General features: G+C 34.1%; 21 protein-coding genes and 1 pseudogene. 14 read left to right on the forward strand and 8 right to left on the reverse strand.

Annotated elements, in window-relative coordinates; translation table 11 throughout:
* The first annotated feature begins 116 nt into the window (after nt 1-116).
* From ACQY29_RS11315 to ACQY29_RS11330, 4 genes are all read left to right on the forward strand, one after another.
* Complete coding sequence (locus ACQY29_RS11315; protein WP_428225913.1) at nt 117-1,001, forward strand: Rpn family recombination-promoting nuclease/putative transposase; 885 nt, start codon at nt 117-119, stop codon at nt 999-1,001.
* Between the two features lie 157 nt (nt 1,002-1,158).
* A complete protein-coding gene (locus ACQY29_RS11320; RefSeq protein WP_428225292.1) occupies nt 1,159-3,327 on the forward strand; it encodes an endonuclease MutS2 in 2,169 nt (722 codons plus the stop codon).
* A gap of 134 nt (nt 3,328-3,461) precedes the next feature.
* A complete protein-coding gene (locus ACQY29_RS11325) occupies nt 3,462-4,355 on the forward strand; it encodes an IS1595 family transposase (protein ID WP_428224999.1) in 894 nt (297 codons plus the stop codon).
* Between the two features lie 22 nt (nt 4,356-4,377).
* A complete protein-coding gene (locus ACQY29_RS11330) occupies nt 4,378-4,788 on the forward strand; it encodes a thiol-disulfide oxidoreductase DCC family protein (RefSeq protein WP_428225293.1) in 411 nt (136 codons plus the stop codon).
* 3 nt (nt 4,789-4,791) lie between these two features.
* On the opposite strand, the gene ACQY29_RS11335 is transcribed toward ACQY29_RS11330, so the two are convergent.
* On the reverse strand, nt 4,792-5,337 hold the full coding sequence (locus ACQY29_RS11335) for a Smr/MutS family protein (RefSeq protein WP_428225294.1): 546 nt from the start codon (nt 5,335-5,337) through the stop codon (nt 4,792-4,794).
* 82 nt (nt 5,338-5,419) lie between these two features.
* On the opposite strand from ACQY29_RS11335, the gene ACQY29_RS11340 reads away from it, so the two are divergent.
* Both ACQY29_RS11340 and ACQY29_RS11345 read left to right on the forward strand, forming a co-directional pair.
* Complete coding sequence (locus ACQY29_RS11340; protein ID WP_428225914.1) at nt 5,420-5,680, forward strand: DUF2752 domain-containing protein; 261 nt, start codon at nt 5,420-5,422, stop codon at nt 5,678-5,680.
* Nucleotides 5,681-5,827: 147 nt separating this feature from the next.
* On the forward strand, nt 5,828-6,964 hold the full coding sequence (locus ACQY29_RS11345) for a hypothetical protein (RefSeq protein WP_428225295.1): 1,137 nt from the start codon (nt 5,828-5,830) through the stop codon (nt 6,962-6,964).
* A gap of 151 nt (nt 6,965-7,115) precedes the next feature.
* Here ACQY29_RS11345 and ACQY29_RS11350 read toward each other — a convergent pair whose 3' ends face one another.
* The gene (locus tag ACQY29_RS11350) at nt 7,116-7,655 is read right to left on the reverse strand and encodes a hypothetical protein (RefSeq protein ID WP_428225296.1); all 540 of its coding nucleotides are present in this window, start codon (nt 7,653-7,655) and stop codon (nt 7,116-7,118) included.
* 119 nt (nt 7,656-7,774) lie between these two features.
* On the opposite strand from ACQY29_RS11350, the gene ACQY29_RS11355 reads away from it, so the two are divergent.
* The 5 genes from ACQY29_RS11355 (at nt 7,775) to ACQY29_RS11375 (ending at nt 11,231) form a co-directional block, all read left to right on the forward strand.
* Nucleotides 7,775-8,044: a hypothetical protein gene (locus ACQY29_RS11355; RefSeq protein ID WP_428225297.1), complete on the forward strand. Its 270-nt coding sequence runs from the start codon at nt 7,775-7,777 to the stop codon at nt 8,042-8,044.
* Nucleotides 8,032-8,505: a macro domain-containing protein gene (locus ACQY29_RS11360; protein ID WP_428225298.1), complete on the forward strand. Its 474-nt coding sequence runs from the start codon at nt 8,032-8,034 to the stop codon at nt 8,503-8,505. Before ACQY29_RS11355 ends, ACQY29_RS11360 begins: the two co-directional genes overlap by 13 nt.
* A 221-nt stretch (nt 8,506-8,726) precedes the next feature.
* Entirely contained in the window at nt 8,727-10,289 is a 1,563-nt protein-coding gene (locus tag ACQY29_RS11365; protein WP_428225184.1) for an IS1182 family transposase, read from the forward strand.
* A gap of 139 nt (nt 10,290-10,428) precedes the next feature.
* Entirely contained in the window at nt 10,429-10,929 is a 501-nt protein-coding gene (locus ACQY29_RS11370) for a hypothetical protein (RefSeq protein ID WP_428225299.1), read from the forward strand.
* An 89-nt stretch (nt 10,930-11,018) separates the two neighbouring features.
* The gene (locus tag ACQY29_RS11375) at nt 11,019-11,231 is read left to right on the forward strand and encodes a hypothetical protein (protein WP_428225300.1); all 213 of its coding nucleotides are present in this window, start codon (nt 11,019-11,021) and stop codon (nt 11,229-11,231) included.
* 202 nt (nt 11,232-11,433) lie between these two features.
* Here the strand turns inward: ACQY29_RS11375 and ACQY29_RS11380 are convergent, their stop codons facing one another.
* Complete coding sequence (locus ACQY29_RS11380; RefSeq protein WP_428225181.1) at nt 11,434-12,996, reverse strand: IS1182 family transposase; 1,563 nt, start codon at nt 12,994-12,996, stop codon at nt 11,434-11,436.
* Between the two features lie 119 nt (nt 12,997-13,115).
* On the opposite strand from ACQY29_RS11380, the gene ACQY29_RS11385 reads away from it, so the two are divergent.
* Complete coding sequence (locus tag ACQY29_RS11385; protein WP_428225301.1) at nt 13,116-13,922, forward strand: hypothetical protein; 807 nt, start codon at nt 13,116-13,118, stop codon at nt 13,920-13,922.
* An 849-nt stretch (nt 13,923-14,771) separates the two neighbouring features.
* Here ACQY29_RS11385 and ACQY29_RS11390 read toward each other — a convergent pair.
* Nucleotides 14,772-16,334 carry an IS1182 family transposase gene (locus ACQY29_RS11390; protein WP_428225302.1) on the reverse strand — a complete coding sequence of 521 codons (1,563 nt, stop codon included), beginning with the start codon at nt 16,332-16,334 and terminating at the stop codon, nt 14,772-14,774.
* Nucleotides 16,335-16,432: 98 nt separating this feature from the next.
* The gene (locus ACQY29_RS11395; protein ID WP_428225303.1) at nt 16,433-16,633 is read right to left on the reverse strand and encodes a hypothetical protein; all 201 of its coding nucleotides are present in this window, start codon (nt 16,631-16,633) and stop codon (nt 16,433-16,435) included.
* 850 nt (nt 16,634-17,483) lie between these two features.
* Here ACQY29_RS11395 and ACQY29_RS11400 point away from each other — a divergent pair.
* A complete protein-coding gene (locus ACQY29_RS11400) occupies nt 17,484-17,972 on the forward strand; it encodes a DMP19 family protein (protein WP_428225304.1) in 489 nt (162 codons plus the stop codon).
* An 864-nt stretch (nt 17,973-18,836) separates the two neighbouring features.
* On the opposite strand, the gene ACQY29_RS11405 is transcribed toward ACQY29_RS11400, so the two are convergent.
* Entirely contained in the window at nt 18,837-20,399 is a 1,563-nt protein-coding gene (locus ACQY29_RS11405) for an IS1182 family transposase (RefSeq protein ID WP_428225305.1), read from the reverse strand.
* A gap of 1,458 nt (nt 20,400-21,857) precedes the next feature.
* Nucleotides 21,858-23,419 (reverse strand): annotated as a pseudogene (locus ACQY29_RS11410) (IS1182 family transposase).
* A gap of 124 nt (nt 23,420-23,543) precedes the next feature.
* On the opposite strand from ACQY29_RS11410, the gene ACQY29_RS11415 reads away from it, so the two are divergent.
* Nucleotides 23,544-24,218 (forward strand): XAC2610-related protein, encoded by a 675-nt coding sequence (locus tag ACQY29_RS11415; protein ID WP_428225306.1) that lies wholly within the window; start codon nt 23,544-23,546, stop codon nt 24,216-24,218.
* Nucleotides 24,219-24,422: 204 nt separating this feature from the next.
* Here ACQY29_RS11415 and ACQY29_RS11420 read toward each other — a convergent pair whose 3' ends face one another.
* Entirely contained in the window at nt 24,423-25,985 is a 1,563-nt protein-coding gene (locus ACQY29_RS11420; protein ID WP_428225307.1) for an IS1182 family transposase, read from the reverse strand.
* Nucleotides 25,986-26,045 lie beyond the last annotated feature (60 nt).

Genomic DNA, 26,045 nt, shown 5'->3' on the forward strand with positions numbered 1-26,045 from the left:
TTCAAGTTTAAATTATTGAAGTAAGAAAAAGGGGAAATTAAAATTTAATACTTTTATAGAAATAAATATTTTCAATTTGAAGATTTAAAATTGTAATTTTGATAAAATTAATTGAAATGAAAGCGAAATATATTAATCCATTTACCGATTTTGGATTCAAAAAAATTTTTGGAGAGGAAGCAAGTAAACCTTTATTACTTGACTTTTTAAATTCGCTTTTACCAGAGAATAACAAGATTGCTTCACTTTCTTTTAAAAATAATGAACAACTCGGACAAACCGAATTTGACAGGAAAGCCATTTATGACATTTATTGTGAAAATAGTATAGGTGAAAAGTTTATTGTAGAACTACAAAAAGCTAAACAAAATTATTTTAAAGAAAGAACACTATATTATTCAACTTTCCCTATCCAGGAACAAGCGGAAAAGGGCGAATGGAATTATAATTTAAAGGCTGTTTATTGTATAGGAATTCTTGATTTTACTTTTGATGATTATGAAACTGAACCTGAAAAAAGTGAAGTTATACATACAGTAAAGCTTAAAAATCAAAACGGCAAGACCTTTTATGAAAAGCTGACATACATATATCTTGAAATGCCCAATTTCAAAAAAAAGGAATCTGAATTAAATTCTAGAATTGAACAATGGCTTTATTTTATAAAGCATTTAGAAGATTTTCAATCTATTCCTTCTATTTTTAATGATACTATTTTTACAACAGCGTTTGAAAAAGCTGCGATTGCTAACTATGGCCCAATAGAACTAGATATTTATGAAAACAGTTTGAAATCATACAGAGATTTAAAAGGCGTAATTGATTCTGCATTCGATGAAGGAAAAATTGAAGGCAAAATTGAAGGTAAAATTGAAGGTAAAATTGAAGGCAAAATTGAAGGTAAACTAGAAACAGCTAAAAAACTGAAAGAAAGAGGACTGCAAATAGATTTTATTATTGAAATGACCGATCTGACCAGAGAACAAATCGAAAAACTATAAAAATAACATTCAGTATGATTATCACTTATTACTACATCAGAAATTCTTTGATTTAATTGGTAAATAAATAAGAGGATTCTCATTTCTTTAATCTATGTTCAAAAATCTAATAACTATATATTTTCTTCGTAACTTTGGGCTTTTGCAAGCTTAAAAAATGATTTCAATACATAGTAAAACCCTACAAGATTTACAATTTCAAACTGTTTTAGAAACTATAGCTGAATATTGTATTACCGATATTGGCACCGAGAAAACTTTACAAATTCAACCTATTCGCCATAAAGAAGAGGTTATGGAATCGTTGTGGCAAACATCTGAATACCGTTCTTCTTTTGATAATAATAATGCGTTGCCCAATCATAGTTTTGAAAACATCACGAATGAATTAAAATTCTTAGCCATAGAAGATAGTTTCTTGGAAGCATCTAGTTTCAAGAAAATTCATTCTATTTCTGAAAACACGAATGCCTTATTGTTGTTTTTAAAGAAATTTGAGGACTACTACCCTGCCCTATATCGTAAAGCGAGTTCGATTGAAATTACTAAAGCTATTTCAAAAGCAATTGAACAAGTTTTTGACAAATATGGTGAGATAAAAGATGATGCCACTCCAGATTTGTTGGAAATCCGTAGAAATATGAATATGGTACGTGGCAAAGTCAATCAAAGTTTTGGGTTAGCCTTAAGCCAGTACAATAATCTTGGGTATTTAGATGAAATTCGCGAAACAGTGGTCGAAAACCGACGTGTTTTAGCAGTTTTAGCCATGTATCGTCGTAAGGTAAAAGGAAGTATCTTAGGCAGTTCAAAAACGGGAAGTATTGCCTATATCGAACCCGAAGCTACCTTGCGTTATTCACGCGAATTGGCTAATTTAGAATATGAAGAACGTGAGGAAATCATTAAAATTTTAAAGCAATTAACCGATGCTATACGTCCTTTTTTGCCTTTATTGATTCAATATCAAGATTTTTTAAGTGACATTGATGTGATAGCTGCCAAAGCTAAATACGCTAGAAAAATTAATGGCTTATTACCGAATATTACAGAGGAACGCAAGGTTTATTTAAGAGAAGCCTTCCACCCTATTTTATATTTAACCAATAAAGAAAAAGGAGCGGTCACGTATCCGCAAACCTTCGAATTTGGCCAAGAAAACCGTATCGTAGTCATTTCCGGTCCTAATGCGGGTGGTAAAACCATCTCCATGAAAACCGTAGGTTTATTACAATTAATGTTACAATCGGGTATGTTGATTCCCGTACACGAGCGCAGTGAAACGTGTTTGTTTGACCGAATTTTGACCGACATAGGCGACAATCAATCCATTGAAAACCATTTAAGTACCTATAGTTACCGATTGAAAAACATGAATTACTTTTTAAAAAAATGTAATGATAAAACTTTGTTTTTAATTGATGAATTCGGTACAGGTTCTGACCCTGAATTGGGTGGAGCATTAGCGGAAGTTTTCTTGGAAGAATTTTACCATCGTGAAGCTTTTGGGATTATCACCACGCATTACGCCAATTTGAAAATGCTTGCCAATGAATTGCCGTGTGCGACTAATGCTAATATGTTGTTTGACGAACGCTCCCTCGAACCTATGTACAAATTGGTATTGGGTCAAGCTGGTAGCTCATTTACCTTTGAAGTTGCCCAAAAGAATGGTATACCTTATGGCTTAATTAACCGAGCCAAAAAGAAAATTGAAGGTGGAAAAGTACGTTTTGACAAAACCATTGCTTCTTTACAGAAAGAACGTTCCAAAATGGAAAAAACTTCTCAAACCTTGAAAGAAGAAGAAAGCAAAGCGCGTGAGGAAAGCAAGCGTATGGAAAACATCAATACCAAAATCCAAGAAAAATTAGAACGTTATCAGGAATTATATGATTCGAATCAACGTTTGATTTATATAGGGCAAAAAATGGATGATATTTCTGAAAAATATTTCAATGATAAAAACAAAAAAGACTTAATTGGTGAATTTTTGAAAATGGTGGAAATTGAAAATTCTAAGCGTAAGAAAATCACCTTGAAAGAAAAGAAAATCAAAGAAAAAATTGAAAAAGAAGTCATTGCCGAAGTGCAAGTAAAAGTAGAAGAAATCCGTAAGGAGAAGAAAGAGAAAAAAGAAAAAGCCAAACAAGAAGAAGAAAATAAACCTAAAGTAATCCTTAAAGTAGGCGACCGTGTACGTATGATTGACGGGAAATCTATTGGGACAATTGATAAAATTGAAAAAAATAATGCAATTGTGAACTACGGGATTTTCACTTCTAAAGTAAGTTTGGAACAATTAGAGTATATACAACCGAAATAGTGGGCAGAGCCTAGTGGTCAGTAATCAGTGATCAGTTGTCTGTACTAAGCGATGTTCAATGTAAAGATATAAATAAAAACATTGAGGTCATTAGATAATTTCATATCTTTAAAGTCTTGTAAATACTGAGAAAAATGGAAATTTTTAAAGGACAAAACCTCTTAGAGTTTGCTGAATGCTTCAAAACAGATGAAGATTGCAAAAAATATTTGTCAGATTTGAAGTGGAAAGAAGGTTTTTTATGCAGAAAATGTGGTCATACAGCTAGTCAAATTCGGAAAGATTTTTCTAGGACTTGCAATATTTGTAGTCATACAGAATCTAGTAGTGCCAATACCCTTTTTCACAAATGCAAATTTGGCTTGAGAAAAGCATTTTTTATCTGTTTTGAAATGGCTACCACTACTAAAAGCCTTTCTGCTCTGCAGATGAGTGTTCGTTATGGAGTCCAGGAAAACACCGCTCGTTTGTTTATGCATAAAGTTAGAGAAGCCATGAAATCTAGCGAAAATCACCCAATGGATGGTATTGTTCATGTCGACGAATTTGTTGTGGGAGGTTATGAAGAAACTAAACAAGGAAGAAGTTATGATAGTAAGAAGAAAAAGGCTGTTTGCGCTCTAGAATTAACAGATGACGGGAAAGTTAAACGATTTTACATTCTTAAAATAAAGGACTTTTCTTCAAAATCACTTCGTCAAATTTTTGACAAACACATTGAAAAAGAAGCAAGAATAACCACTGACAAGTGGAAAGGATATGCACCTATTTCAGAAGAGTATAACATCACTCAAATTCTTAGTAAAAACGGTTCCAACTTCAAAGCTTTACATACAATGATCCATCAAGTTAAAACTTGGATTAGAACGACTCATTCTTGGGTAAGTGATGGGAATATTCAGCGCTATTTTAACGAGTTTTGCTACAGAATAAATCGTTCTCAAAATAAAGAATCAATCTTTCATAATTTGATTGATAAAATGGTAAAGACAGATAAAATTAATCAGAAGGAATTAGTATGTAGTTAATTAATGATCTCTATAAAAACAAATGAAAAACATTCCACAAGACAAACAAATCATCCTTTTTGATGGGGTTTGTAATTTTTGTAACGATTGGGTGAATTATATCATCCAGAAAGACCAAAGGGATGTTTTTCGTTTTGTAGCCTTACAGTCTGAAATGGGGTTAGGAATTCAAAAGCGTTTAGGGATTTTAGATAGAAAAATAGATAGTATCGTCCTTTATATTCCTAATCAAGCCTATTTCATCAAATCGGATGCGGTGTTGGAAATTGCAAAATCACTTCCTTATTTAAGTTGGTTACGTTTATTCAAAATTATCCCTACTTCGTTACGAAATCCTATCTACGACTATATTGCCAAAAACAGATATAAATGGTTTGGCAAAAAAGAAAATTGTATGTTGCCTACAGCAGAAATAAGAGGGAAATTCCTATAATTTTTAGATAAAATTTTTCTGATTGATATAAATTTCCGTTGCCCCAAAGCCATATTTTTGAAAACTAGCCTCTTGGAAACTGATACCACTGTATCGATTAAGTAAAAAATCCAACTCCGCTTTAAGCACACCTTCGCCTACGCCATGAATCAAAACCACCTTCTGAATTCTATTTTTTATAGCAAAATCTAACTGTCGTTGTGCCGTTTCTATCTGAATATTGAGAATATCATAATTATTCATCCCTTTTTTTGAAGGTACCAATTTTTCAATATGAAGATCCACTTCAAGTACCATTTCGCCTTTTTTTGATCGTTTTTCTTTGATAAAACTTCTTGACCTAGGGACTTCTTTTTCTCTTTTAATCGCTGAAAAATTAGTTGCCGAGAAATCTAAATCTGAATTTCCTAAAAGAATAAGTTCTTTGGCTGCATAAATCAATTCAAAACCATCTTTGGTTTCAATGGTAATCAAATCGTTTTGATTTTTCAAAACTTTACCATTAATATTATCATCTAAAACCGCTACTTTATCTCCTTTAGCAAACATATTTAGTTCCTTTTAGTTGCAAAAATAAAACTAAAAGTCAAGTTTTAACTAATTTTGTAGTCCACAAATCGTAAAAAAAATGATGTTCCCTTGTCCCTCTAAATATTTTTTCAATGTAGATTGCTTGGGCTGTGGCGGACAAAGAGCCTTAGTATTACTTTTACAGGGAGATTGGGTAGCCGCCTTTAATATGTATCCTCCCATATTTACCGTTATTCCTTGGGCGTTATTTTTTTGCTATTCTCAATGTTATCCAACTAAGGTTTCAAAATCAAGATTGAGAATACTTACCCTTTTAAATTGTATAGTGATTCCTATTTCTTATATTTTTAAGCATATTTAAATGTACATTTTAATATTAAAATTTCTATTTTTGAACAGAATAAACAATATAAAAAGCGAAATACGCTTTTTGTATTGTTTCAATAAAATCAATACAACAATAAATTAATAGGTGCGCCTATTTATGAGTTAGCAACAATATTACACGATGAAAATCTCAAAAACATTAGGAAGACCCGAAAATTGGCAAGACTTTGAATCTCTTTGTAAAAAACTTTGGGGTGAAATTTGGAAATGTCCAGAAATTAAAAAAAATGGAAGAGTTGGACAAACGCAAAATGGAGTTGATGTATATGGAATCCCTAGTTATGATGATGAATATTATGGTATTCAATGTAAAGGAAAGGATGAATATACACACAAACAATTGACAATCAAAGAAATTAATTCAGAAATAAAGAAAGCCAAAACGTTTGAGCCAAAACTTAAAAAACTCTACTTTGCCACAACAGCTGTAAAAGATGCTGAAATAGAAAAAATGATTCGTTTAGTAAATACTGCACACAAAAAGAATGGACTTTTTGAAGTTCATATATTTTCGTGGGAAGATATAGTTGATCTTATTGAAGAAAACCGAGAAACTTATGATTACTATGTCAATAGTATTAATTTTAAATCATCAAATTCCGTATCGGTTACATTTCCTGATAATACAACAGAACTAACAATTGTACCTAAATTTAGAAAACGAATTACTCATTATAAACAAAAGATTGTTCCACAAAATCCGCTTTTTGGAAATCCTATTTTTGATTTAATCGAAAGACAGCAAAAACAATATGCTCAAATAATTTCTGTAAACTCTAATAAAACTGAAATTAACTATAGCTTCTGTCAGTTCTATTTAAGAGTTCACAACACAGGTGATTCGCCAATTGAAGAATATAAAGTGTTTTTTGAGTTTGAAGGAGAAATAATTGAGTTATCAGATACTAATGAAAAAACAACAGGATATAGAATATTAAGTTTACATAATGCAATACCTGACACATTTTTATATTCAGAAACTATGACAGGAAAAATTGTGCCAAGAAAAAGCATATTAGTTGGAGATGACACTTTTAAATCAGACGATATTTACTTAAAACCATCTCACAAAGAATCAAAAATTGTAATTAAGTGGAAACTTATTTCAAAGTCTTTTAAACAAGAAGGGGATTTACTAATTAATGTCAAGCCAGACATAGAAACTATATATAAAGATATTCTAATTGAAGATCCTTTGAAAGTTAGAACAGAGGAAAGCGAAATTGAAGACTATATTGTTGAAAAGAATGATAAATAAAATAAAAAATACTGTTGCTAACAGGCGTTTGGCAAGATTGCGAATTTTGTAGTAAATTCACGTTTACATTTCACAAGAAATTTTATCTTTAACAGAAAATAAACGGTTCCGAAGTTCGCAACCTCGCCAAGCGCCAGAACGTTATAAGCCATTATCCGAACTCGATAAAACCATCGGGATATTTGCTCCAAAAATCTTTTAAAAGGTCTATTGTATTTTCATAAACAATACATTTATTTTCATAGTTATTAATATAATTTAATGTTTCTTCCAATGAAAATAACCTATCATCAGGATAACCATATTTTCTAAACACATCGTGAAAACCAGTGTCTTCAATATACAACCCTTTACCCTCGATGTATTCTGTCAATTCTTTATCGTTTTGATGATTCCAAACAGCTTTTTGATAATAACCATTATAGATTGCTTTAATTTTTCTATTGGAGGTGTTAATTATTTGCTCTTGGGTATTTATACATTTTTTTAAATCGTTATCATATAAATCTTCTAACCAATTTATATTTCTATATGATTTTGGTCTTTTATATATTTTCCAAGCTAATTTTCTACTTTTTTTAATTCCTTCTATACAAGCATCATTAGCTTCTTTCTGTGTTCTTTCTATTTTTCTATAAAACCAAGTATGACATCCCATAAAATAACGGCTTATAACAGTGGTTTTGCTCAATGGCTGTTTTGGGCAAAATTTCAGCACTGTTTTGTGTTTGTAAAATTTGTTTTTAATTCAATAATTTAGGCTTGCTTTTCAGCCACTAAGCAAAGCCACGAAACGTTAACTGCAACCCTATGACAACACTATACTACAAAAGACATTTTGATGAAATTCGAACTGAGAATTTGGAATTATGGGGAACTTGCACTTATTATTTTGAAACTAATCAGAACGGTGAAATACTCAGACAAGTTGAATCTTATGAAAATGGCAAAAAACTGAAATATAGCGAACAATTTATCGAAGACGAGTTTGGGTTTCTCGCAGACCAACCAATAAATCTTATAGATTTTGAAGAATTCTCTATAACAAAAAATGACTTTGAATATCAATGGCAAAAATAAATTATATAATTGGTGACGCAACAAATCCTAAAATAGAAGGAAATAAAATCATTGTTCACATTTGCAATGACATTGGTGGTTGGGGAAAAGGATTTGTAATGGCTATTTCTAAACGCTGGAAAGCACCAGAACTAAGATATAGAGAATGGTTTAAATCAAAAGAAAGTTTTGAGCTTGGACAAGTTCAATTTGTACAAGTTGAAAACGAAATTTGGGTTGCAAATTTAATTGGACAGCATAAAATCAATAGAGACGAAAACGGGAATGCTCCTATTCGTTATGAAGCAATATTATCAGGCCTTGAATTAGTTGGACAATTTGCAATAGAGAAAAATGCAACTGTACATATGCCAAGAATTGGATGCGGACTTGCTGGTGGAACTTGGGACAAAATTGAACCGTTAATTGAGAAAACTCTAATGATAAACGGAATTGAAACTTATGTTTATGACTTTAATTAAAAAAGGGCAGCAGTTAACAGGCGTTTGGCAAGATTGCGAATTTTGTAGTAAATTCACGTTTATATTTCGCAAGAAATTTTATCTTTAACAGAAAATAATCGGTTCCGAACTTCGCAACCTCGCCAAGCGCCAGAACGTCAGTCTGTGAAAAAACTTCACAAACTCCGTCAAATATAACTAAAATAGTTTGTTTAAAAAGGCTAGTTTTCGTATTTTTAATAATGCAACACATCCAAGGAATTTCCCGCCACCAGCTACAAGTAACGAGTTTAGAAGATAAAATCACTCCCGACAACCCTGTTCGTTTTATAGATGCTTTTGTTCAATGCATAGACCTTCAAAAAGTAGGATTTACGCCTGTTATTTTAAAAACCGAAGGTCGTCCTAGTTTTAAGAATCAAGTGTTTCTTAAAATCTATTTGTATGGTTATTTAAATGGTATTCGTAGCTCCAGAAAACTAGAAAAAGAATGCATTCGCAACATTGAAATGCAGTGGTTACTGGAAGATATTCGTCCTAATTATCACAGTATTTCAGACTTTAGAAAAGACAATCCCAAAGCACTCAAACAACTTTTTAAGCTATTTGTTTCTTTTTTGAAAGATGCCGATTTAGTTTCAGGAGAAACCATTGCTGTAGACGGAACAAAATCCAGAGCACATAATGGTAAAAAGTCAAATTTTAACCAAAAGAAAATTGATAAGCATTTAGCCTATATTGAAGCCCGAACACAAGAATACTTAGACGAATTAGAAAAAAATGATACTAAGGAAAACCTAGAAAAAGTTACCCATATTCAGCAAAAGATTGCGCGATTGCAGCAAAATAAAATCAAGTATGAATTACTGGAAGAAGAACTAAAAACTAGTGGCGAACCTCAAGTGAGTACTACAGATGCTGATGCGAGAGCCCTACTGGTACAAGGTCAAGTGGTAGAGGTATCCTATAATATTCAAGCTGCTGTAGATGATAAACACAATTTAGTTGTTGCTACACATACCATCAATAGGAATGATAAAAACGCACTTTCCGCCATTGCACTAGAAGCCAAAGCAAACCTAGCAAAAGAAACAATGACTGTTTTAGCTGACAAAGGCTATCACACAGGAAGAGAAATAGAAACCTGTACGCATAACAATATCACCACCATTGTAGCCCAACCCGACCAAGGGAAAAGCAACGAAAACGGCACCCAACCTGATTATTTAGTCTCTAAATTTATTTACAATAAACAAGAAAATACGTACACTTGTCCGCAAGGACAAACACTAACCACCACAGGACGCTGGCACAAGAAAAGTAGAGATAAGGAAAACACCAGCTATTTATTTCAAAAATACCGTACGCCAGGGTGTAAAACCTGTTCAGTAAAAGACCAATGCACTAGCCGAAAAGGAGGTAGGGAACTAGACCGAAGTCAGTATGCCACAGTAGTGGAACAAAATAACCAGCGCTACAAGGAAAATGCACAATTATACCGAAAACGACAAGAGATAAATGAACATATTTTTGGTACCATCAAACGCCAGTGGGGCTACAATCATACCAATTTAATAGGACTAGAAAAAGTAAATGGGGAACACAGTTTGATCATGTTGGTGTACAACATCAAGCGTACCATCAATATCCTTGGAATCCCTGATTTAATAGCAAAAATCAAATCCTGGAACTCACCTTACAAGAGAAAGGACTTGTTTTTAATAAAAACGACTTATTTAAACTTGTTTGTGGCCTTTGTATTTTTTGAAACATCTCCAAATAAGTTAAAAATAAGCATTGCTTAAAACAAAGTTATGTTGGTTTGATAGGTTGAATTTTATTCAAAAAAGAGGTTTTTTCACAGCCTGACGTTGTGCGTCATTTTACCCGAACAAAAAGGAAACATTCAAATTTTAAGTAAAAAACTAATCGAAGCTGAAGATAATGTTAAAGAAAATAATTTTAGGTATTCTTGTTGTTTTTGGATTGTATTTATTAATCAGTTATTTTTTTTTGGACGGAAGATTAACTTATACAACTAGTTTCTGTTCTCATAATAAATTAGATTCTAAAAAAAGAGAATTATTTATAAAAGATAATCTGAAAATTGAATTTGATCAAACAAATTTAAAACTGAAAAAAATCATAGATGAGAACGATATTTGGATTGAAAAACATTTCGATGTAGAATGTTTCGGAATATTTTTTTGCAGAGAAATTGAAGATGCTAATTACCTAAAATTAAGATTTGAATGTAAGAATATTGAAAATTGCGAAATGAAAGTTTGCGATATAATAATAGAGAATGATACTATTGAAAAATCAACTATTTTTCCAAACCCACAAATGGCAATTAAAATTGGAAAAACGGTGGAATACAACATTTATGAGTATTATTACGGAAAAACAATTCCGATTGGTAAATTGACAGTAGAAACGAAATAGAAAAACGAACGCACAACAGCATTTATTATTTTGCAGTAATTTTGTATTATGCAACTGAAAGAATTAATGGAAATTAAAAGAATTCAACAATGAAAACAGAAAATAATACGCTAATTATTCTTGCAATTGTTTCAATAACAATTACTGGTTTTTTAATTTTTCATGCAACAAAGGAAAGTAGAAAAATAAGCCAAATGTCCGAAAGTGACAGAAAGAAAGAGATTGAAAAAATTAATAACAGAATGGGCAACTCAATGTTTTTAAAACATCTTTTAGAAATATTAAGCGGAATTAATAAATAAAAACGAACGCACAACAGCGGTTTTGTGCCATTGCTAGGCTTGCGCTTCTTTGGAAAAAACTCCGTTTTTTCCAATCTGGGTTTTGTACTTGAAAAGTTTTAGCTAAATTTACGCAACGGCGACAAAGCCGGCGGGACGTCAGGCTGTGAAAAAACCTCTTTTTTGAATAAAATTCAACCTATCAAACCAACATAACTTTGTTTTAAGCAATGCTTATTTTTAACTTATTTGGAGATGTTTCAAAAAATACAAAGGCTACAAACAAGTTTAAATAAGTCGTTTTTATTAAAAACAAGTCCTTTCTCTTGTAAGGCGAGTTCCAAGCTTTAATTTTTGCTATTAAATCAGGGATTCCAAGTATATTGATGGTACGCTTGATGTTGTACACCAACATGATCAAACTGTGTTCCCCGTTTACTTTTTCTAGTCCTATTAAATTGGTATGATTATACCCCCACTGGCGTTTGATAGTCCCAAAAATATGTTCGTTTATCTCTTGTCGTTTTCGGTATAATTGTGCATTTTCCTTGTAGCGCTGGTTATTTTGTTCCACTACTGTGGCATACTGACTTCGGTCTATCTCCCTACCTCCTTTTCGGCTGGTACATTGATCTTTTACTAGGCAGGCTTTACATGCTGGCGTACGGTATTTTTGAAATAAATAGCTGGTGTTTTCCTTATCTCTACTTTTCTTATGCCAGCGTCCTGTGGTGGTTAGTGTTTGTCCTTGCGGACAAGTGTACGTATTTTCTTGTTTATTATATGTGAATTGTGAGACTAAATACTCAGGTTGTGTCCCGCTTTCATTGCTTTTCCCTTGGTCGGGTTGAGCCACAATAGTGGTGATATTGTTATGGGTACAGGTTTCTATTTCTCTTCCTGTGTGATAACCTTTGTCGGCCAAAACGGTAAAGGTTGCTGTTTCTAGGTTTGCTTTGGCTTCTAGTGCAATAGCTGAAAGTGCGTTTTTATCATTCCTATTGACGGTATGTGTAGCAACAACTAAATTGTGTTTATCATCTACAGCAGCTTGAATATTATAGGATACCTCTACCACTTGACCTTGTACCAGTAGGGCTCTCGCATCAGCATCTGTAGTACTAACTTGTGGTTCGCCACTAGTTTTTAATTCTTCCTCTAATAATTCGTACTTGATTTTGTTTTGTTTTAATCGCTTAATCTTTTGTTGAATATTGGTGACTTTTTCTACGTTTTCTTTAGTATCATTTTTTTCTAATTCATCCAAATATTCTTGGGTTTTAGCTTCAATATAAGCCAAGTGCTTGTCAATCTTCTTTTGGTTAAAATTCGACTTTTTACCGTTGTGTGCTCTAGATTTTGTTCCGTCAATGGCAATGATTTCACCAGCCACTAAATCGGCATCTTTCAAAAAAGAAACAAAGAGTTTAAAAAGTTGTTTGAGTGCTTTGGGATTGTCTTTTCTAAAATCAGAAATACTGTGATAATTAGGACGAATATCTTCCAGTAACCACTGCATTTCAATGTTGCGAATGCATTCTTTTTCTAGTTTTCTGGAGCTACGAATACCATTTAAATAACCATACAAATAGATTTTAAGAAACACTTGATTCTTAAAACTAGGACGACCTTCGGTTTTTAAAATAACAGGCGTAAATCCTACTTTTTGAAGGTCTATGCATTGAACAAAAGCATCTATAAAACGAACAGGGTTGTCGGGAGTGATTTTATCTTCTAAACTCGTTACTTGTAGCTGGTGGCGGGAAATTCCTTGGATGTGTTGCATTATTAAATATACGAAAACTAGCCTTTTTAAACAAACTATTTTAGTTATATTTGACGGAATTTGTGAAGTTTTTTCACAGACTGACGTTACCTGCCATTTTAGAGCGACATACCGAATAAATGATGAAACATAATAAAATATTGATAATTTTACTTTGCTGCGTGACATTGATTTCTTGTGGACAGACAGAAACTAAGAAAAAAGTCGATAAAGTTACTCCAAATAAGCAAGTTGAGAAAAAGTATACAAAAGTAATTTCTGATTCAACGAACATACTTACAGACAAAATTGAAAATTTAGAAGTTCAATACACTGTTTGGGGTTGTGCTTGTCCACAATGGATTAAGACTAAAGATACTATTCAGCAAAACAATGAAAAAACAAACTATATAGATTATCATTTTTATCTTGAACCTGCAGACAAAACTTTAGAGTTACCAATTTATTTTGACGCATTTAGACACAGACTTAAAGTTATTGGACAATTTTACGAAAAAAAAGATTATCCGCAGGAAACAATTGAAATGGAAGAGCCAATGCCAAAAGCAAAAGTTTTTAGATATACAAAATTTGAAGTAATTGACAATCCAGATTTTAAAGCTGATAGTAAAGTTGAAACATTAACATTAATCTATAATGCAATTTCTTGTACTTGTCCTCAATGGAGTAATGCTCAAAAAAGTGAAAACATTGACACAAACCAAAATTATTGGTTGGAACCTGCAAATGAAAAACTTATTAATGCTGATAAGCTGTTCAGCGGAGAAAATTTGCCAGTGATTATCAAAGTGACAGGACAAGTTGTAACTAAAAATGGATTTCCTAAAAGAAAATTAGCAAAAGTTGGAAAAGAAGAAGCAGGAAAAGTATTTAGATATACAAAAATTGAAATAATACAAAATGGACAAAAGAAAAACGGCAGGTAATCGAGTAGACGGCTCCGCTAGAAACTAACGGAGTGCGCCTCTCACACCACCGTACGTACGGTTCACGTATACGGCGGTTCGTTATCCATCAACCAATTGCTCTTTACACCAATTGAGCTATCTGCGACTTTATAAATAAGCTAAGAATATCTTTCTTATTTTAATTTTACAGAAAATAACGTTCAGTCCTTCCTTGGTTGTGAGTCCTATGCGGTCTCTATTCGCAACTCGTTACCACAAGTACTATGACTTCTGCTGACTTCTTTGCTTAACCAACCCGTGGTTGCAAAGACCTCCCCCGGTAAGAGCTTTTTCCTTTAAGTCTATCGCTGGTACATCTACAATATAAGAACCTGATTTAATAGCATGTTCAGGACACTGTTTTGGACTTCATGTTGCTGTGGACACTCATCCTTCTTATACTGCCTCTTATGTACTTTCTGTTCGTCAGTACAGACTTTTGTCGTCTCGCTTCCTTCAGTCCTAGCTTCACAACTAGCAACCTTGCGACGTACTAATGGTTCGGGGTTTCAATCCGCCCATAAGGGACTTGCACCCTCTGGAAAAATAACACTCCATAAGTTGGATTTATAATTCGAAATTTGTATTTTCGAATTTTTATTCGAGCTTACAGAGTGTGTCCTGCTCATGCAGGGCACACACAGCGGTTTTGCAAGATGCGGACAACGATATTAAAACTAAAATAATTTTGTACCTGCGGAGTACAGTTAAATAATTAATAATCAGTGCTTTTCGAGTTCCGCACCTCGCAAAGCCACAAAACGTCAGGCTGTGAAAAAACCTCTTTTTTAAATAAAATTTATCCCACCAAACCAATATAACTTTGTTTTAAGCAATGCTAATTTTTAACTTGTCTTGAGGTTTTCCAAAAAATACAAATGCTAAAAACAAGTTCAAACAAGTCGTTTTTATCAAAAACAAGTCCTTTCTCTTGTAAGGCGAGTTCCAAGCTTTAATTTTTGCTATTAAATCAGGTAGCCCAAGTATATTGATGGTGCGTTTTATGTTGTACACCAGCATAATCAAGCTATGTTCACCATTTACTTTTTCTAATCCTATTAAATTGGTATGATTGTAACCCCATTGGCGTTTGATTGTGCCAAAAATGTGCTCATTTATCTCCTGTCGTTTTCGGTATAATTGTGCATTTTCCTTGTAGCGCTGGTTATTTTGTTCCACTACTGTGGCATACTGACTTCGGTCTAGTTCCCTACCTCCTTTTCGGCTAGTGCATTGGTCTTTTACTGAACAGGTTTTACACCCTGGCGTACGGTATTTTTGAAATAAATAGCTGGTGTTTTCCTTATCTCTACTTTTCTTATGCCAGCGTCCTGTGGTGGTTAGTGTTTGTCCTTGCGGACAAGTGTACGTATTTTCTTGTTTATTGTAAATAAATTTAGAGACTAAATAATCAGGTTGGGTGCCGTTTTCGTTGCTTTTCCCTTGGTCGGGTTGGGCTACAATGGTGGTGATATTGTTATGGGTACAGGTTTCTATTTCTCTTCCTGTGTGATAGCCTTTGTCAGCTAAAACAGTCATTGTTTCTTTTGCTAGGTTTTCTTTGGCTTCTAGTGCAATGGCGGAAAGTGCGTTTTTATCATTCCTATTGATGGTGTGCGTGGCCACTACTAAATTATGTTTATCATCTACCGCAGCTTGAATATTATAGGAAACTTCTACTACTTGCCCCTGAACTAGCAATGCTCTAGCATCTGGATCTGTAGTACTAACTTGAGGTTCGCCACTAGTTTTTAATTCTTCTTCTAATAATTCGTACTTGATTTTGTTTTGTTTTAATCGCTTAATCTTTTGTTGAATATTGGTGACTTTTTCTACGTTTTCTTTAGTATCATTTTTTTCTAATTCATCCAAATATTCTTGGGTTTTAGCTTCAATATAAGCCAAGTGCTTGTCAATCTTCTTTTGGTTAAAATTCGACTTTTTACCGTTGTGTGCTCTAGATTTTGTTCCGTCTACAGCAATGGTTTCTCCTGAAACTAAATCGGCATCTTTCAAAAAAGAAACAAAGAGTTTAAAGAGTTGTTTAAGTGCTTTGGGATTGTCTTTTCTAAAGTCTGAAATACTGTGATAATTAGGACGAATATCTTCCAGTAACCACTGCATTTCAATGTTGCGAATGCATTCTTTTTCTAGTTTTCTAGAGCTACGAATACCATTTAAATAACCATACAAATAGATTTTAAGAAACACTTGATTCTTAAAACTAGGACGACCTTCGGTTTTTAAAATAACAGGCGTAAATCCTACTTTTTGAAGGTCTATGCATTGAACAAAAGCATCTATAAAACGAACAGGGTTGTCGGGAGTGATTTTATCTTCTAAACTCGTTACTTGTAGCTGGTGGCGGGAAATTCCTTGGATGTGTTGCATTATTAAAAATACGAAAACTAGCCTTTTTAAACAAACTATTTTAATTATATTTGACGGAGTTTGTGAAGTTTTTTCACAGACTGACGTTATATGATAGCTTACTCACTATCGGTTAAAATCAAAAAAGAAGATTTGAAGTGACCGCCATTTTGCCACCAAGAAGTGCAATAACCTTTTATTATTTTCTTTTGTTTAGTTATAAATAACCTTGTTGCGTTAATTGGGAATTTTCCAACAACACATACATTTTTACCTTCTTCAAATAAAAATTCTTGTGATTCATCTATTTTAATTGCCATAATAATTTCAGAATAAAAAGCCATCATATAATCGAGTAGACGGCTCCGCTAGAGACTAACGGAGTGCGCCTCTCACACCACCGTACGTACGGTTCACGTATACGGCGGTTCGTTATCCATCAACCAATTGCTCTTTACACCAATTGGGCTATCTGCGACTTTATAAATAAGCTAAGAATATCTTTCTTATTTTAATTTTACAGAAAATAACGTTCAGTCCTTCCTTGGTTGTGAGTCCTATGCGGTCTCTATTCGCAACTCGTTACCACAAGTACTATGACTTCTGCTGACTTCTTTGCTTAACCAACCCGTGGTTGCAAAGACCTCCCCCGGTAAGAGCTTTTTCCTTTAAGTCTATCGCTGGTACATCTACAATATAAGAACCTGATTTAATAGCATGTTCAGGACACTGTTTTGGACTTCATGTTGCTGTGGACACTCATCCTTCTTATACTGCCTCTTATGTACTTTCTGTTCGTCAGTACAGACTTTTGTCGTCTCGCTTCCTTCAGTCCTAGCTTCACAACTAGCAACCTTGCGACGTACTAATGGTTCGAGGTTTCAATCCGCCCATAAGGGACTTGCACCCTCTGGAAAAATAACACTCCATAAGTTGGATTTATAATTCGAAATTTGTATTATCGAATTTTTATTCGAGCTTACAGAGTGTGTCCTGCTCATGCAGGGCACACACAACGTGTATAAGAAATGGCGGGTTAGTTTTGTGTTTTTGAGTTTGGTTTATTAATTTAAAAAATCAGTCTGTACTTGTGAAGTTTCGGCAAACTCTCCGCCACTTCCCATACACGCAACCGTTGTATGCTATTGAAAAACCAAACGTAAAACATAAATGAATATATTATCCGACGAAGATTTAATCGACTTTGTCTATTGTGAACTAGCGGGACAACAAATTCGAGATAAAATAACTGATTTTACAGATTACGCAAAATGGCGAAGTGTTGTGAACGAAATGGAAATGTCTGTAGCAACTGTTTACAGAATTGGAATATTTAATTTAGAAATGGTTAATGGTGGCTTAATACAATATTTTGATAATGCTTATGGAATATTTGCATACGAAACTCTCGCCGATTTCAAAAGGATTGGTGCAAATTTGAGTTATCAAATATTGGAAACTGGTCTTAAATATGTTAATCCAAAAATTTATTCAGACGAAAGATTTATAAAATTAGTCACTGAAAGAGAATATGAAGATTACGAAAACCTTATAAGCTCAAAACTTAGTGAACTTGATAATAAATATTACGAGTTGAATGAAAATGAAGATTTAGGAAAATTATTAGCTGATTATATTAGAAAACAAGCAAACGTATAAATCAACAGCATACAATCGAGTAGACGGCTCCGCTAGAAACTAACGGAGTGCGCCTCTCACACCACCGTACGTACGGTTCACGTATACGGCGGTTCGTTATCCATCAACCAATTGCTCTTTACACCAATTGAGCTATCTGCGACTTTATAAATAAGCTAAGAATATCTTTCTTATTTTAATTTTACAGAAAATAACGTTCAGTCCTTCCTTGGTTGTGAGTCCTATGCGGTCTCTATTCGCAACTCGTTACCACAAGTACTATGACTTCTGCTGACTTCTTTGCTTAACCAACCCGTGGTTGCAAAGACCTCCCCCGGTAAGAGCTTTTTCCTTTAAGTCTATCGCTGGTACATCTACAATATAAGAACCTGATTTAATAGCATGTTCAGGACACTGTTTTGGACTTCATGTTGCTGTGGACACTCATCCTTCTTATACTGCCTCTTATGTACTTTCTGTTCGTCAGTACAGACTTTTGTCGTCTCGCTTCCTTCAGTCCTAGCTTCACAACTAGCAACCTTGCGACGTACTAATGGTTCGGGGTTTCAATCCGCCCATAAGGGACTTGCACCCTCTGGAAAAATAACACTCCATAAGTTGGATTTATAATTCGAAATTTGTATTTTCGAATTTTTATTCGAGCTTACAGAGTGTGTCCTGCTCATGCAGGGCACACACACAGGTTTTACGCTATTGCGGGTTTTGGGCTTAATTTAAAGTTTGTTTTGTATCTTTGAGGTCAGTGCTTAACCGAAAGTTTTGGCTTCTTTAGTCCGCAACAGTCGTAAAGCCTGGGAACGTCAGGCTGTGAAAAAACCTCTTTTTTGAATAAAATTCAACCTATCAAACCAACATAACTTTGTTTTAAGCAATGCTTATTTTTAACTTATTTGGAGATGTTTCAAAAAATACAAAGGCCACAAACAAGTTTAAATAAGTCGTTTTTATTAAAAACAAGTCCTTTCTCTTGTAAGGTGAGTTCCAGGATTTGATTTTTGCAATTATAGCAGGGATTCCAAGGATATTTATGGTGCGTTTGATGTTGTACACCAGCATAATCAAGCTGTGTTCCCCATTTACTTTTTCTAGTCCTATTAAATTGGTATGATTATACCCCCACTGGCGTTTGATAGTCCCAAAAATATGTTCGTTTATCTCTTGTCGTTTTCGGTATAATTGTGCATTTTCCTTGTAGCGCTGGTTATTTTGTTCCACTACTTTGGCATACTGACTTCGGTCTAGTTCCCTACCTCCTTTTCGGCTGGTACATTGATCTTTTACTAGGCAGGCTTTACATGCTGGAGTACGGTATTTTTGGAATAAATAACTGGTGTTTTCCTTATCTCTACTTTTCTTATGCCAGCGTCCTGTGGTGGTTAGTGTTTGCCCCTGCGGACAGGTGTAAGTATTTTCTTGTTTATTGTAAATAAATTTAGAGACTAAATAATCAGGTTGGGTGCCGTTTTCGTTGCTTTTCCCTTGGTCGGGTTGGGCTACAATGGTGGTGATATTGTTATGGGTACAGGTTTCTATTTCTCTTCCTGTGTGATAGCCTTTGTCAGCTAAAACAGTCATTGTTTCTTTTGCTAGGTTTTCTTTGGCTTCTAGTGCAATGGCGGAAAGTGCGTTTTTATCATTCCTATTGATGGTGTGCGTGGCCACTACTAAATTATGTTTATCATCTACCGCAGCTTGAATATTATAGGATACCTCTACCACTTGACCTTGTACCAGTAGGGCTCTCGCATCAGCATCTGTAGTACTCACTTGAGGTTCGCCACTAGTTTTTAATTCTTCTTCTAATAATTCGTACTTGATTTTGTTTTGTTTTAATCGCTTAATCTTTTGTTGAATATTGGTAACTTTTTCTAGGTTTTCCTTAGTATCATTTTTTTCTAATTCGTCTAAGTATTCTTGTGTTCGGGCTTCAATATAGGCTAAATGCTTATCAATCTTCTTTTGGTTAAAATTTGACTTTTTACCATTATGTGCTCTGGATTTTGTTCCGTCTACAGCAATGATTTCTCCTGAAACTAAATCGGCATCTTTCAAAAAAGAAACAAAGAGTTTAAAGAGTTGTTTAAGTGCTTTGGGATTGTCTTTTCTAAAGTCTGAAATACTGTGATAATTAGGACGAATATCTTCCAGTAACCACTGCATTTCAATGTTGCGAATGCATTCTTTTTCTAGTTTTCTAGAGCTACGAATACCATTTAAATAACCATACAAATAGATTTTAAGAAACACTTGATTCTTAAAACTAGGACGACCTTCGGTTTTTAAAATAACAGGCGTAAATCCTACTTTTTGAAGGTCTATGCATTGAACAAAAGCATCTATAAAACGAACAGGGTTGTCGGGAGTGATTTTATCTTCTAAACTCGTTACTTGTAGCTGGTGGCGGGAAATTCCTTGGATGTGTTGCATTATTAAAAATACGAAAACTAGCCTTTTTAAACAAACTATTTTAGTTATATTTGACGGAGTTTGTGAAGTTTTTTCACAGACTGACGTTAGCGGTCAGTACTGAAATGAAGCGCCGAAAACCAATCTGACGTTGAATTGTTACTGAATTTATGTCCACTTCTTCGCTCCTGTTTTTGAAAGTTTCCGAATAATTTAATGGTCTGTTTTCTTTTGACAGAAAAAGGAAAAGCGGACAAAAATACAGCAACTGTTGAAAGAAAAACTGCTGACGAAATTCACTTCAATAAAGAAAGAAACGTATCGAAGAATTTACACAAAAGCAACTTCACGACCGAACTGTACGTAGAAACCACTTTGTGTTGAAAAATGAAAAGTTGAAAATTTCAGAAACAGAAAAACCGAACTGTACGTAGAAAACTCTTTGCGCTGAAAAACTAAAACAGGAAAATTACAGAAAACTGAAAACGAAAACTAAAAACCAAACTGCATGCAGAAATCTATTTGCGTTGAAAAATAAAGCAGAAAAATTACAGAAAACCGAAAACCGAGTTCAACGAAACTATAAAAAACGAGATATAACTTAACGTCCAAATTGTACCGAACCGCTAATCGAGTAGACGGCTCCGCTAGAAACTAACGGAGTGCGCCTCTCACACCACCGTACGTACGGTTCACGTATACGGCGGTTCGTTATCCATCAACCAATTGCTCTTTACACCAATTGGGCTATCTGCGACTTTATAAATAAGCTAAGAATATCTTTCTTATTTTAATTTTACAGACAATAACGTTCAGTCCTTCCTTGGTTGTGAGTCCTATGCGGTCTCTATTCGCAACTCGTTACCACAAGTACTATGACTTCTGCTGACTTCTTTGCTTAACCAACCCGTGGTTGCAAAGACCTCCCCCGGTAAGAGCTTTTTCCTTTAAGTCTATCGCTGGTACATCTACAATATAAGAACCTGATTTAATAGCATGTTCAGGACACTGTTTTGGACTTCATGTTGCTGTGGACACTCATCCTTCTTATACTGCCTCTTATGTACTTTCTGTTCGTCAGTACAGACTTTTGTCGTCTCGCTTCCTTCAGTCCTAGCTTCACAACTAGCAACCTTGCGACGTACTAATGGTTCGGGGTTTCAATCCGCCCATAAAGGGACTTGCACCCTCTGGAAAAATAACACTCCATAAGTTGGATTTATAATTCGAAATTTGTATTATCGAATTTTTATTCGAGCTTACAGAGTGTGTCCTGCTCATGCAGGGCACACACAAGCGTTTGGCGTCAGTGCGGGTTTATGCTTTTTTGGAAAGGCTTGGTAATTATCAAAACTTTTGGTATGTTTGTGTTGGTCAGCGCTGGAATTCCGCACCGAACGCCAAGCGCCGAGACGTCAGGCTGTGAAAAAACCTCTTTTTTGAATAAAATTCAACCTATCAAACCAACATAACTTTGTTTTAAGCAATGCTTATTTTTAACTTATTTGGAGATGTTTCAAAAAATACAAAGGCCACAAACAAGTTTAAATAAGTCGTTTTTATTAAAAACAAGTCCTTTCTCTTGTAAGGTGAGTTCCAGGATTTGATTTTTGCTATTAAATCAGGGATTCCAAGGATATTGATGGTACGCTTGATGTTGTACACCAACATGATCAAACTGTGTTCCCCATTTACTTTTTCTAGTCCTATTAAATTGGTATGATTGTAGCCCCACTGGCGTTTGATGGTACCAAAAATATGTTCATTTATCTCTTGTCGTTTTCGGTATAATTGTGCATTTTCCTTGTAGCGCTGGTTATTTTGTTCCACTACTGTGGCATACTGACTTCGGTCTAGTTCCCTACCTCCTTTTCGGCTAGTGCATTGGTCTTTTACTGAACAGGTTTTACACCCTGGCGTACGGTATTTTTGAAATAAATAGCTGGTGTTTTCCTTATCTCTACTTTTCTTGTGCCAGCGTCCTGTGGTGGTTAGTGTTTGTCCTTGCGGACAAGTGTACGTATTTTCTTGTTTATTGTAAATAAATTTAGAGACTAAATAATCAGGTTGGGTGCCGTTTTCGTTGCTTTTCCCTTGGTCGGGTTGGGCTACAATGGTGGTGATATTGTTATGCGTACAGGTTTCTATTTCTCTTCTGTGTGATAGCCTTTGTCAGCTAAAACAGTCATTGTTTCTTTTGCTAGGTTTGCTTTGGCTTCTAGTGCAATGGCGGAAAGTGCGTTTTTATCATTCCTATTGATGGTATGTGTAGCAACAACTAAATTGTGTTTATCATCTACAGCAGCTTGAATATTATAGGATACCTCTACCACTTGACCTTGTACCAGTAGGGCTCTCGCATCAGCATCTGTAGTACTCACTTGAGGTTCGCCACTAGTTTTTAGTTCTTCTTCCAGTAATTCATACTTGATTTTATTTTGCTGCAATCGCGCAATCTTTTGCTGAATATGGGTAACTTTTTCTAGGTTTTCCTTAGTATCATTTTTTTCTAATTCGTCTAAGTATTCTTGTGTTCGGGCTTCAATATAGGCTAAATGCTTATCAATTTTCTTTTGGTTAAAATTTGACTTTTTACCATTATGTGCTCTGGATTTTGTTCCGTCTACAGCAATGGTTTCTCCTGAAACTAAATCGGCATCTTTCAAAAAAGAAACAAATAGCTTAAAAAGTTGTTTGAGTGCTTTGGGATTGTCTTTTCTAAAGTCTGAAATACTGTGATAATTAGGACGAATATCTTCCAGTAACCACTGCATTTCAATGTTGCGAATGCATTCTTTTTCTAGTTTTCTGGAGCTACGAATACCATTTAAATAACCATACAAATAGATTTTAAGAAACACTTGATTCTTAAAACTAGGACGACCTTCGGTTTTTAAAATAACAGGCGTAAATCCTACTTTTTGAAGGTCTATGCATTGAACAAAAGCATCTATAAAACGAACAGGGTTGTCGGGAGTGATTTTATCTTCTAAACTCGTTACTTGTAGCTGGTGGCGGGAAATTCCTTGGATGTGTTGCATTATTAAAAATACGAAAACTAGCCTTTTTAAACAAACTATTTTAGTTATATTTGACGGAGTTTGTGAAGTTTTTTCACAGACTGACGTTAGCAGAGATTTTGAAGAAAATCATAAATAAGACAAAATGAAAGTAAAATCAACTTTTTTAATTCTAATTATAATTCTGATTTCTTGTAAAAATGAAACAGAAAAGAAAATTGACACTTGGAATAAACAAGTTGAAAAACATAAAAACAAAAGTGTAATTAAAGTTGATACTTTGTATAAACTTTTAGAAAATGCAAAGACAAAAGACACTTTAGAATTTTCTAATCACGAACCTTTTTTACTAATAAAAAGTGGAAACTTATTTTCAAAAAATGAAAAAAGTGCAATCATTGTAAATTGTCCAACTGACTCGACTTATAGAGTTGAGCTTTATAGTTTAATTAATAAGAAATGGAAAAAAACTGATGAATTAAACGATTTAGATGTTCCTCATAAACAATATGAAATCTTATTTAGAGATTATAATTTTGATAATTTCAAAGACATTTATTTAAACTCAACTTCATCAAACGGAATTTCAATGTCTAAAGGATATTTGCTAATTGTAAATCCTTTGACAAAAAAGTTTGAAAATCATTTAGAAGCTAAAAATTTAAAGAATATGTTTCCTGATAAAAAAACAAAAAGTGTTTTAATTGATAGCGTTGATTATGATGTAAATGGAAAAAGAGTTTGGAATCTAATTTACAAATGGAAAAACGGAAAATTAATAAATACTAATGAGAAAATTAAAACGGAACAAGTTTACTGAATAAAAAAACCTCTGCTAACAGCGGTTTGGCGCAATAGCTAAATTTACAATTAACAACACGTTCGATTTTCCGCTGGAAAATCTTACTTAACAAGAAAATAATCGTTCACGCAGCCGCTACTGCGCCAAGCCGCGGAACGTCAGGCTGTGAAAAAACCTCTTTTTTGAATATAATTCCTCCTATCAAACTAACATAACTTTGTTTTAAGCAATGCTTATTTTTAACTTATTTGGAGATGTTTCAAAAAATACAAAGGCTACAAACAAGTTTAAATAAGTCGTTTTTATTAAAAACAAGTCCTTTCTCTTGTAAGGTGAGTTCCAGGATTTGATTTTTGCTATTAAATCAGGGATTCCAAGGATATTGATGGTACGCTTGATGTTGTACACCAACATGATCAAACTGTGTTCCCCGTTTACTTTTTCTAGTCCTATTAAATTGGTATGATTGTAGCCCCACTGGCGTTTGATGGTACCAAAAATATGTTCATTTATCTCTTGTCGTTTTCGGTATAATTGTGCATTTTCCTTGTAGCGCTGGTTATTTTGTTCCACTACTGTGGCATACTGACTTCGGTCTAGTTCCCTACCTCCTTTTCGGCTGGTACATTGATCTTTTACTAGGCAGGCTTTACATGCTGGCGTACGGTATTTTTGGAATAAATAACTGGTGTTTTCCTTATCTCTACTTTTCTTGTGCCAGCGTCCTGTGGTGGTTAGTGTTTGCCCCTGCGGACAGGTGTAAGTATTTTCTTGTTTATTGTAAATAAATTTAGAGACTAAATAATCAGGTTGTGTCCCGCTTTCATTGCTTTTCCCTTGGTCGGGTTGGGCTACAATGGTGGTGATATTGTTATGGGTACAGGTTTCTATTTCTCTTCCTGTGTGATAGCCTTTGTCAGCTAAAACAGTCATTGTTTCTTTTGCTAGGTTTTCTTTGGCTTCTAGTGCAATGGCGGAAAGTGCGTTTTTATCATTCCTATTGATGGTGTGCGTGGCCACTACTAAATTATGTTTATCATCTACCGCAGCTTGAATATTATAGGATACCTCTACCACTTGACCTTGTACCAGTAGGGCTCTCGCATCAGCATCTGTAGTACTCACTTGAGGTTCGCCACTAGTTTTTAATTCTTCTTCTAATAATTCGTACTTGATTTTGTTTTGTTTTAATCGCTTAATCTTTTGTTGAATATTGGTAACTTTTTCTAGGTTTTCCTTAGTATCATTTTTTTCTAATTCGTCTAAGTATTCTTGTGTTCGGGCTTCAATATAGGCTAAATGCTTATCAATCTTCTTTTGGTTAAAATTTGACTTTTTACCATTATGTGCTCTGGATTTTGTTCCGTCTACAGCAATGATTTCTCCTGAAACTAAATCGGCATCTTTCAAAAAAGAAACAAAGAGTTTAAAGAGTTGTTTAAGTGCTTTGGGATTGTCTTTTCTAAAGTCTGAAATACTGTGATAATTAGGACGAATATCTTCCAGTAACCACTGCATTTCAATGTTGCGAATGCATTCTTTTTCTAGTTTTCTAGAGCTACGAATACCATTTAAATAACCATACAAATAGATTTTAAGAAACACTTGATTCTTAAAACTAGGACGACCTTCGGTTTTTAAAATAACAGGCGTAAATCCTACTTTTTGAAGGTCTATGCATTGAACAAAAGCATCTATAAAACGAACAGGGTTGTCGGGAGTGATTTTATCTTCTAAACTCGTTACTTGTAGCTGGTGGCGGGAAATTCCTTGGATGTGTTGCATTATTAAAAATACGAAAACTAGCCTTTTTAAACAAACTATTTTAGTTATATTTGACGGAGT

The organism is Flavobacterium sp., from assembly GCF_965262375.1.
Classification (GTDB): Bacteria; Bacteroidota; Bacteroidia; order Flavobacteriales; family Flavobacteriaceae; genus Flavobacterium.

What these genes read in the sequence shown, in the direction of transcription:
- ACQY29_RS11315 (WP_428225913.1), top strand. Translation starts at nt 117, where the DNA reads ATGAAAGCGAAATATATTAATCCATTTACCGATTTTGGATTCAAAAAA.
- ACQY29_RS11405 (WP_428225305.1), bottom strand. Translation starts at nt 20,399, where the DNA reads ATGCAACACATCCAAGGAATTTCCCGCCACCAGCTACAAGTAACGAGT.
- ACQY29_RS11340 (WP_428225914.1), top strand. Translation starts at nt 5,420, where the DNA reads ATGTTCCCTTGTCCCTCTAAATATTTTTTCAATGTAGATTGCTTGGGC.
- ACQY29_RS11360 (WP_428225298.1), top strand. Translation starts at nt 8,032, where the DNA reads ATGGCAAAAATAAATTATATAATTGGTGACGCAACAAATCCTAAAATA.
- ACQY29_RS11385 (WP_428225301.1), top strand. Translation starts at nt 13,116, where the DNA reads ATGATGAAACATAATAAAATATTGATAATTTTACTTTGCTGCGTGACA.
- ACQY29_RS11420 (WP_428225307.1), bottom strand. Translation starts at nt 25,985, where the DNA reads ATGCAACACATCCAAGGAATTTCCCGCCACCAGCTACAAGTAACGAGT.
- ACQY29_RS11325 (WP_428224999.1), top strand. Translation starts at nt 3,462, where the DNA reads ATGGAAATTTTTAAAGGACAAAACCTCTTAGAGTTTGCTGAATGCTTC.
- ACQY29_RS11335 (WP_428225294.1), bottom strand. Translation starts at nt 5,337, where the DNA reads ATGTTTGCTAAAGGAGATAAAGTAGCGGTTTTAGATGATAATATTAAT.
- ACQY29_RS11345 (WP_428225295.1), top strand. Translation starts at nt 5,828, where the DNA reads ATGAAAATCTCAAAAACATTAGGAAGACCCGAAAATTGGCAAGACTTT.
- ACQY29_RS11380 (WP_428225181.1), bottom strand. Translation starts at nt 12,996, where the DNA reads ATGCAACACATCCAAGGAATTTCCCGCCACCAGCTACAAGTAACGAGT.
- ACQY29_RS11355 (WP_428225297.1), top strand. Translation starts at nt 7,775, where the DNA reads ATGACAACACTATACTACAAAAGACATTTTGATGAAATTCGAACTGAG.
- ACQY29_RS11320 (WP_428225292.1), top strand. Translation starts at nt 1,159, where the DNA reads ATGATTTCAATACATAGTAAAACCCTACAAGATTTACAATTTCAAACT.
- ACQY29_RS11330 (WP_428225293.1), top strand. Translation starts at nt 4,378, where the DNA reads ATGAAAAACATTCCACAAGACAAACAAATCATCCTTTTTGATGGGGTT.
- ACQY29_RS11400 (WP_428225304.1), top strand. Translation starts at nt 17,484, where the DNA reads ATGAATATATTATCCGACGAAGATTTAATCGACTTTGTCTATTGTGAA.
- ACQY29_RS11370 (WP_428225299.1), top strand. Translation starts at nt 10,429, where the DNA reads ATGTTAAAGAAAATAATTTTAGGTATTCTTGTTGTTTTTGGATTGTAT.
- ACQY29_RS11390 (WP_428225302.1), bottom strand. Translation starts at nt 16,334, where the DNA reads ATGCAACACATCCAAGGAATTTCCCGCCACCAGCTACAAGTAACGAGT.
- ACQY29_RS11395 (WP_428225303.1), bottom strand. Translation starts at nt 16,633, where the DNA reads ATGGCAATTAAAATAGATGAATCACAAGAATTTTTATTTGAAGAAGGT.
- ACQY29_RS11365 (WP_428225184.1), top strand. Translation starts at nt 8,727, where the DNA reads ATGCAACACATCCAAGGAATTTCCCGCCACCAGCTACAAGTAACGAGT.
- ACQY29_RS11415 (WP_428225306.1), top strand. Translation starts at nt 23,544, where the DNA reads ATGAAAGTAAAATCAACTTTTTTAATTCTAATTATAATTCTGATTTCT.
- ACQY29_RS11375 (WP_428225300.1), top strand. Translation starts at nt 11,019, where the DNA reads ATGAAAACAGAAAATAATACGCTAATTATTCTTGCAATTGTTTCAATA.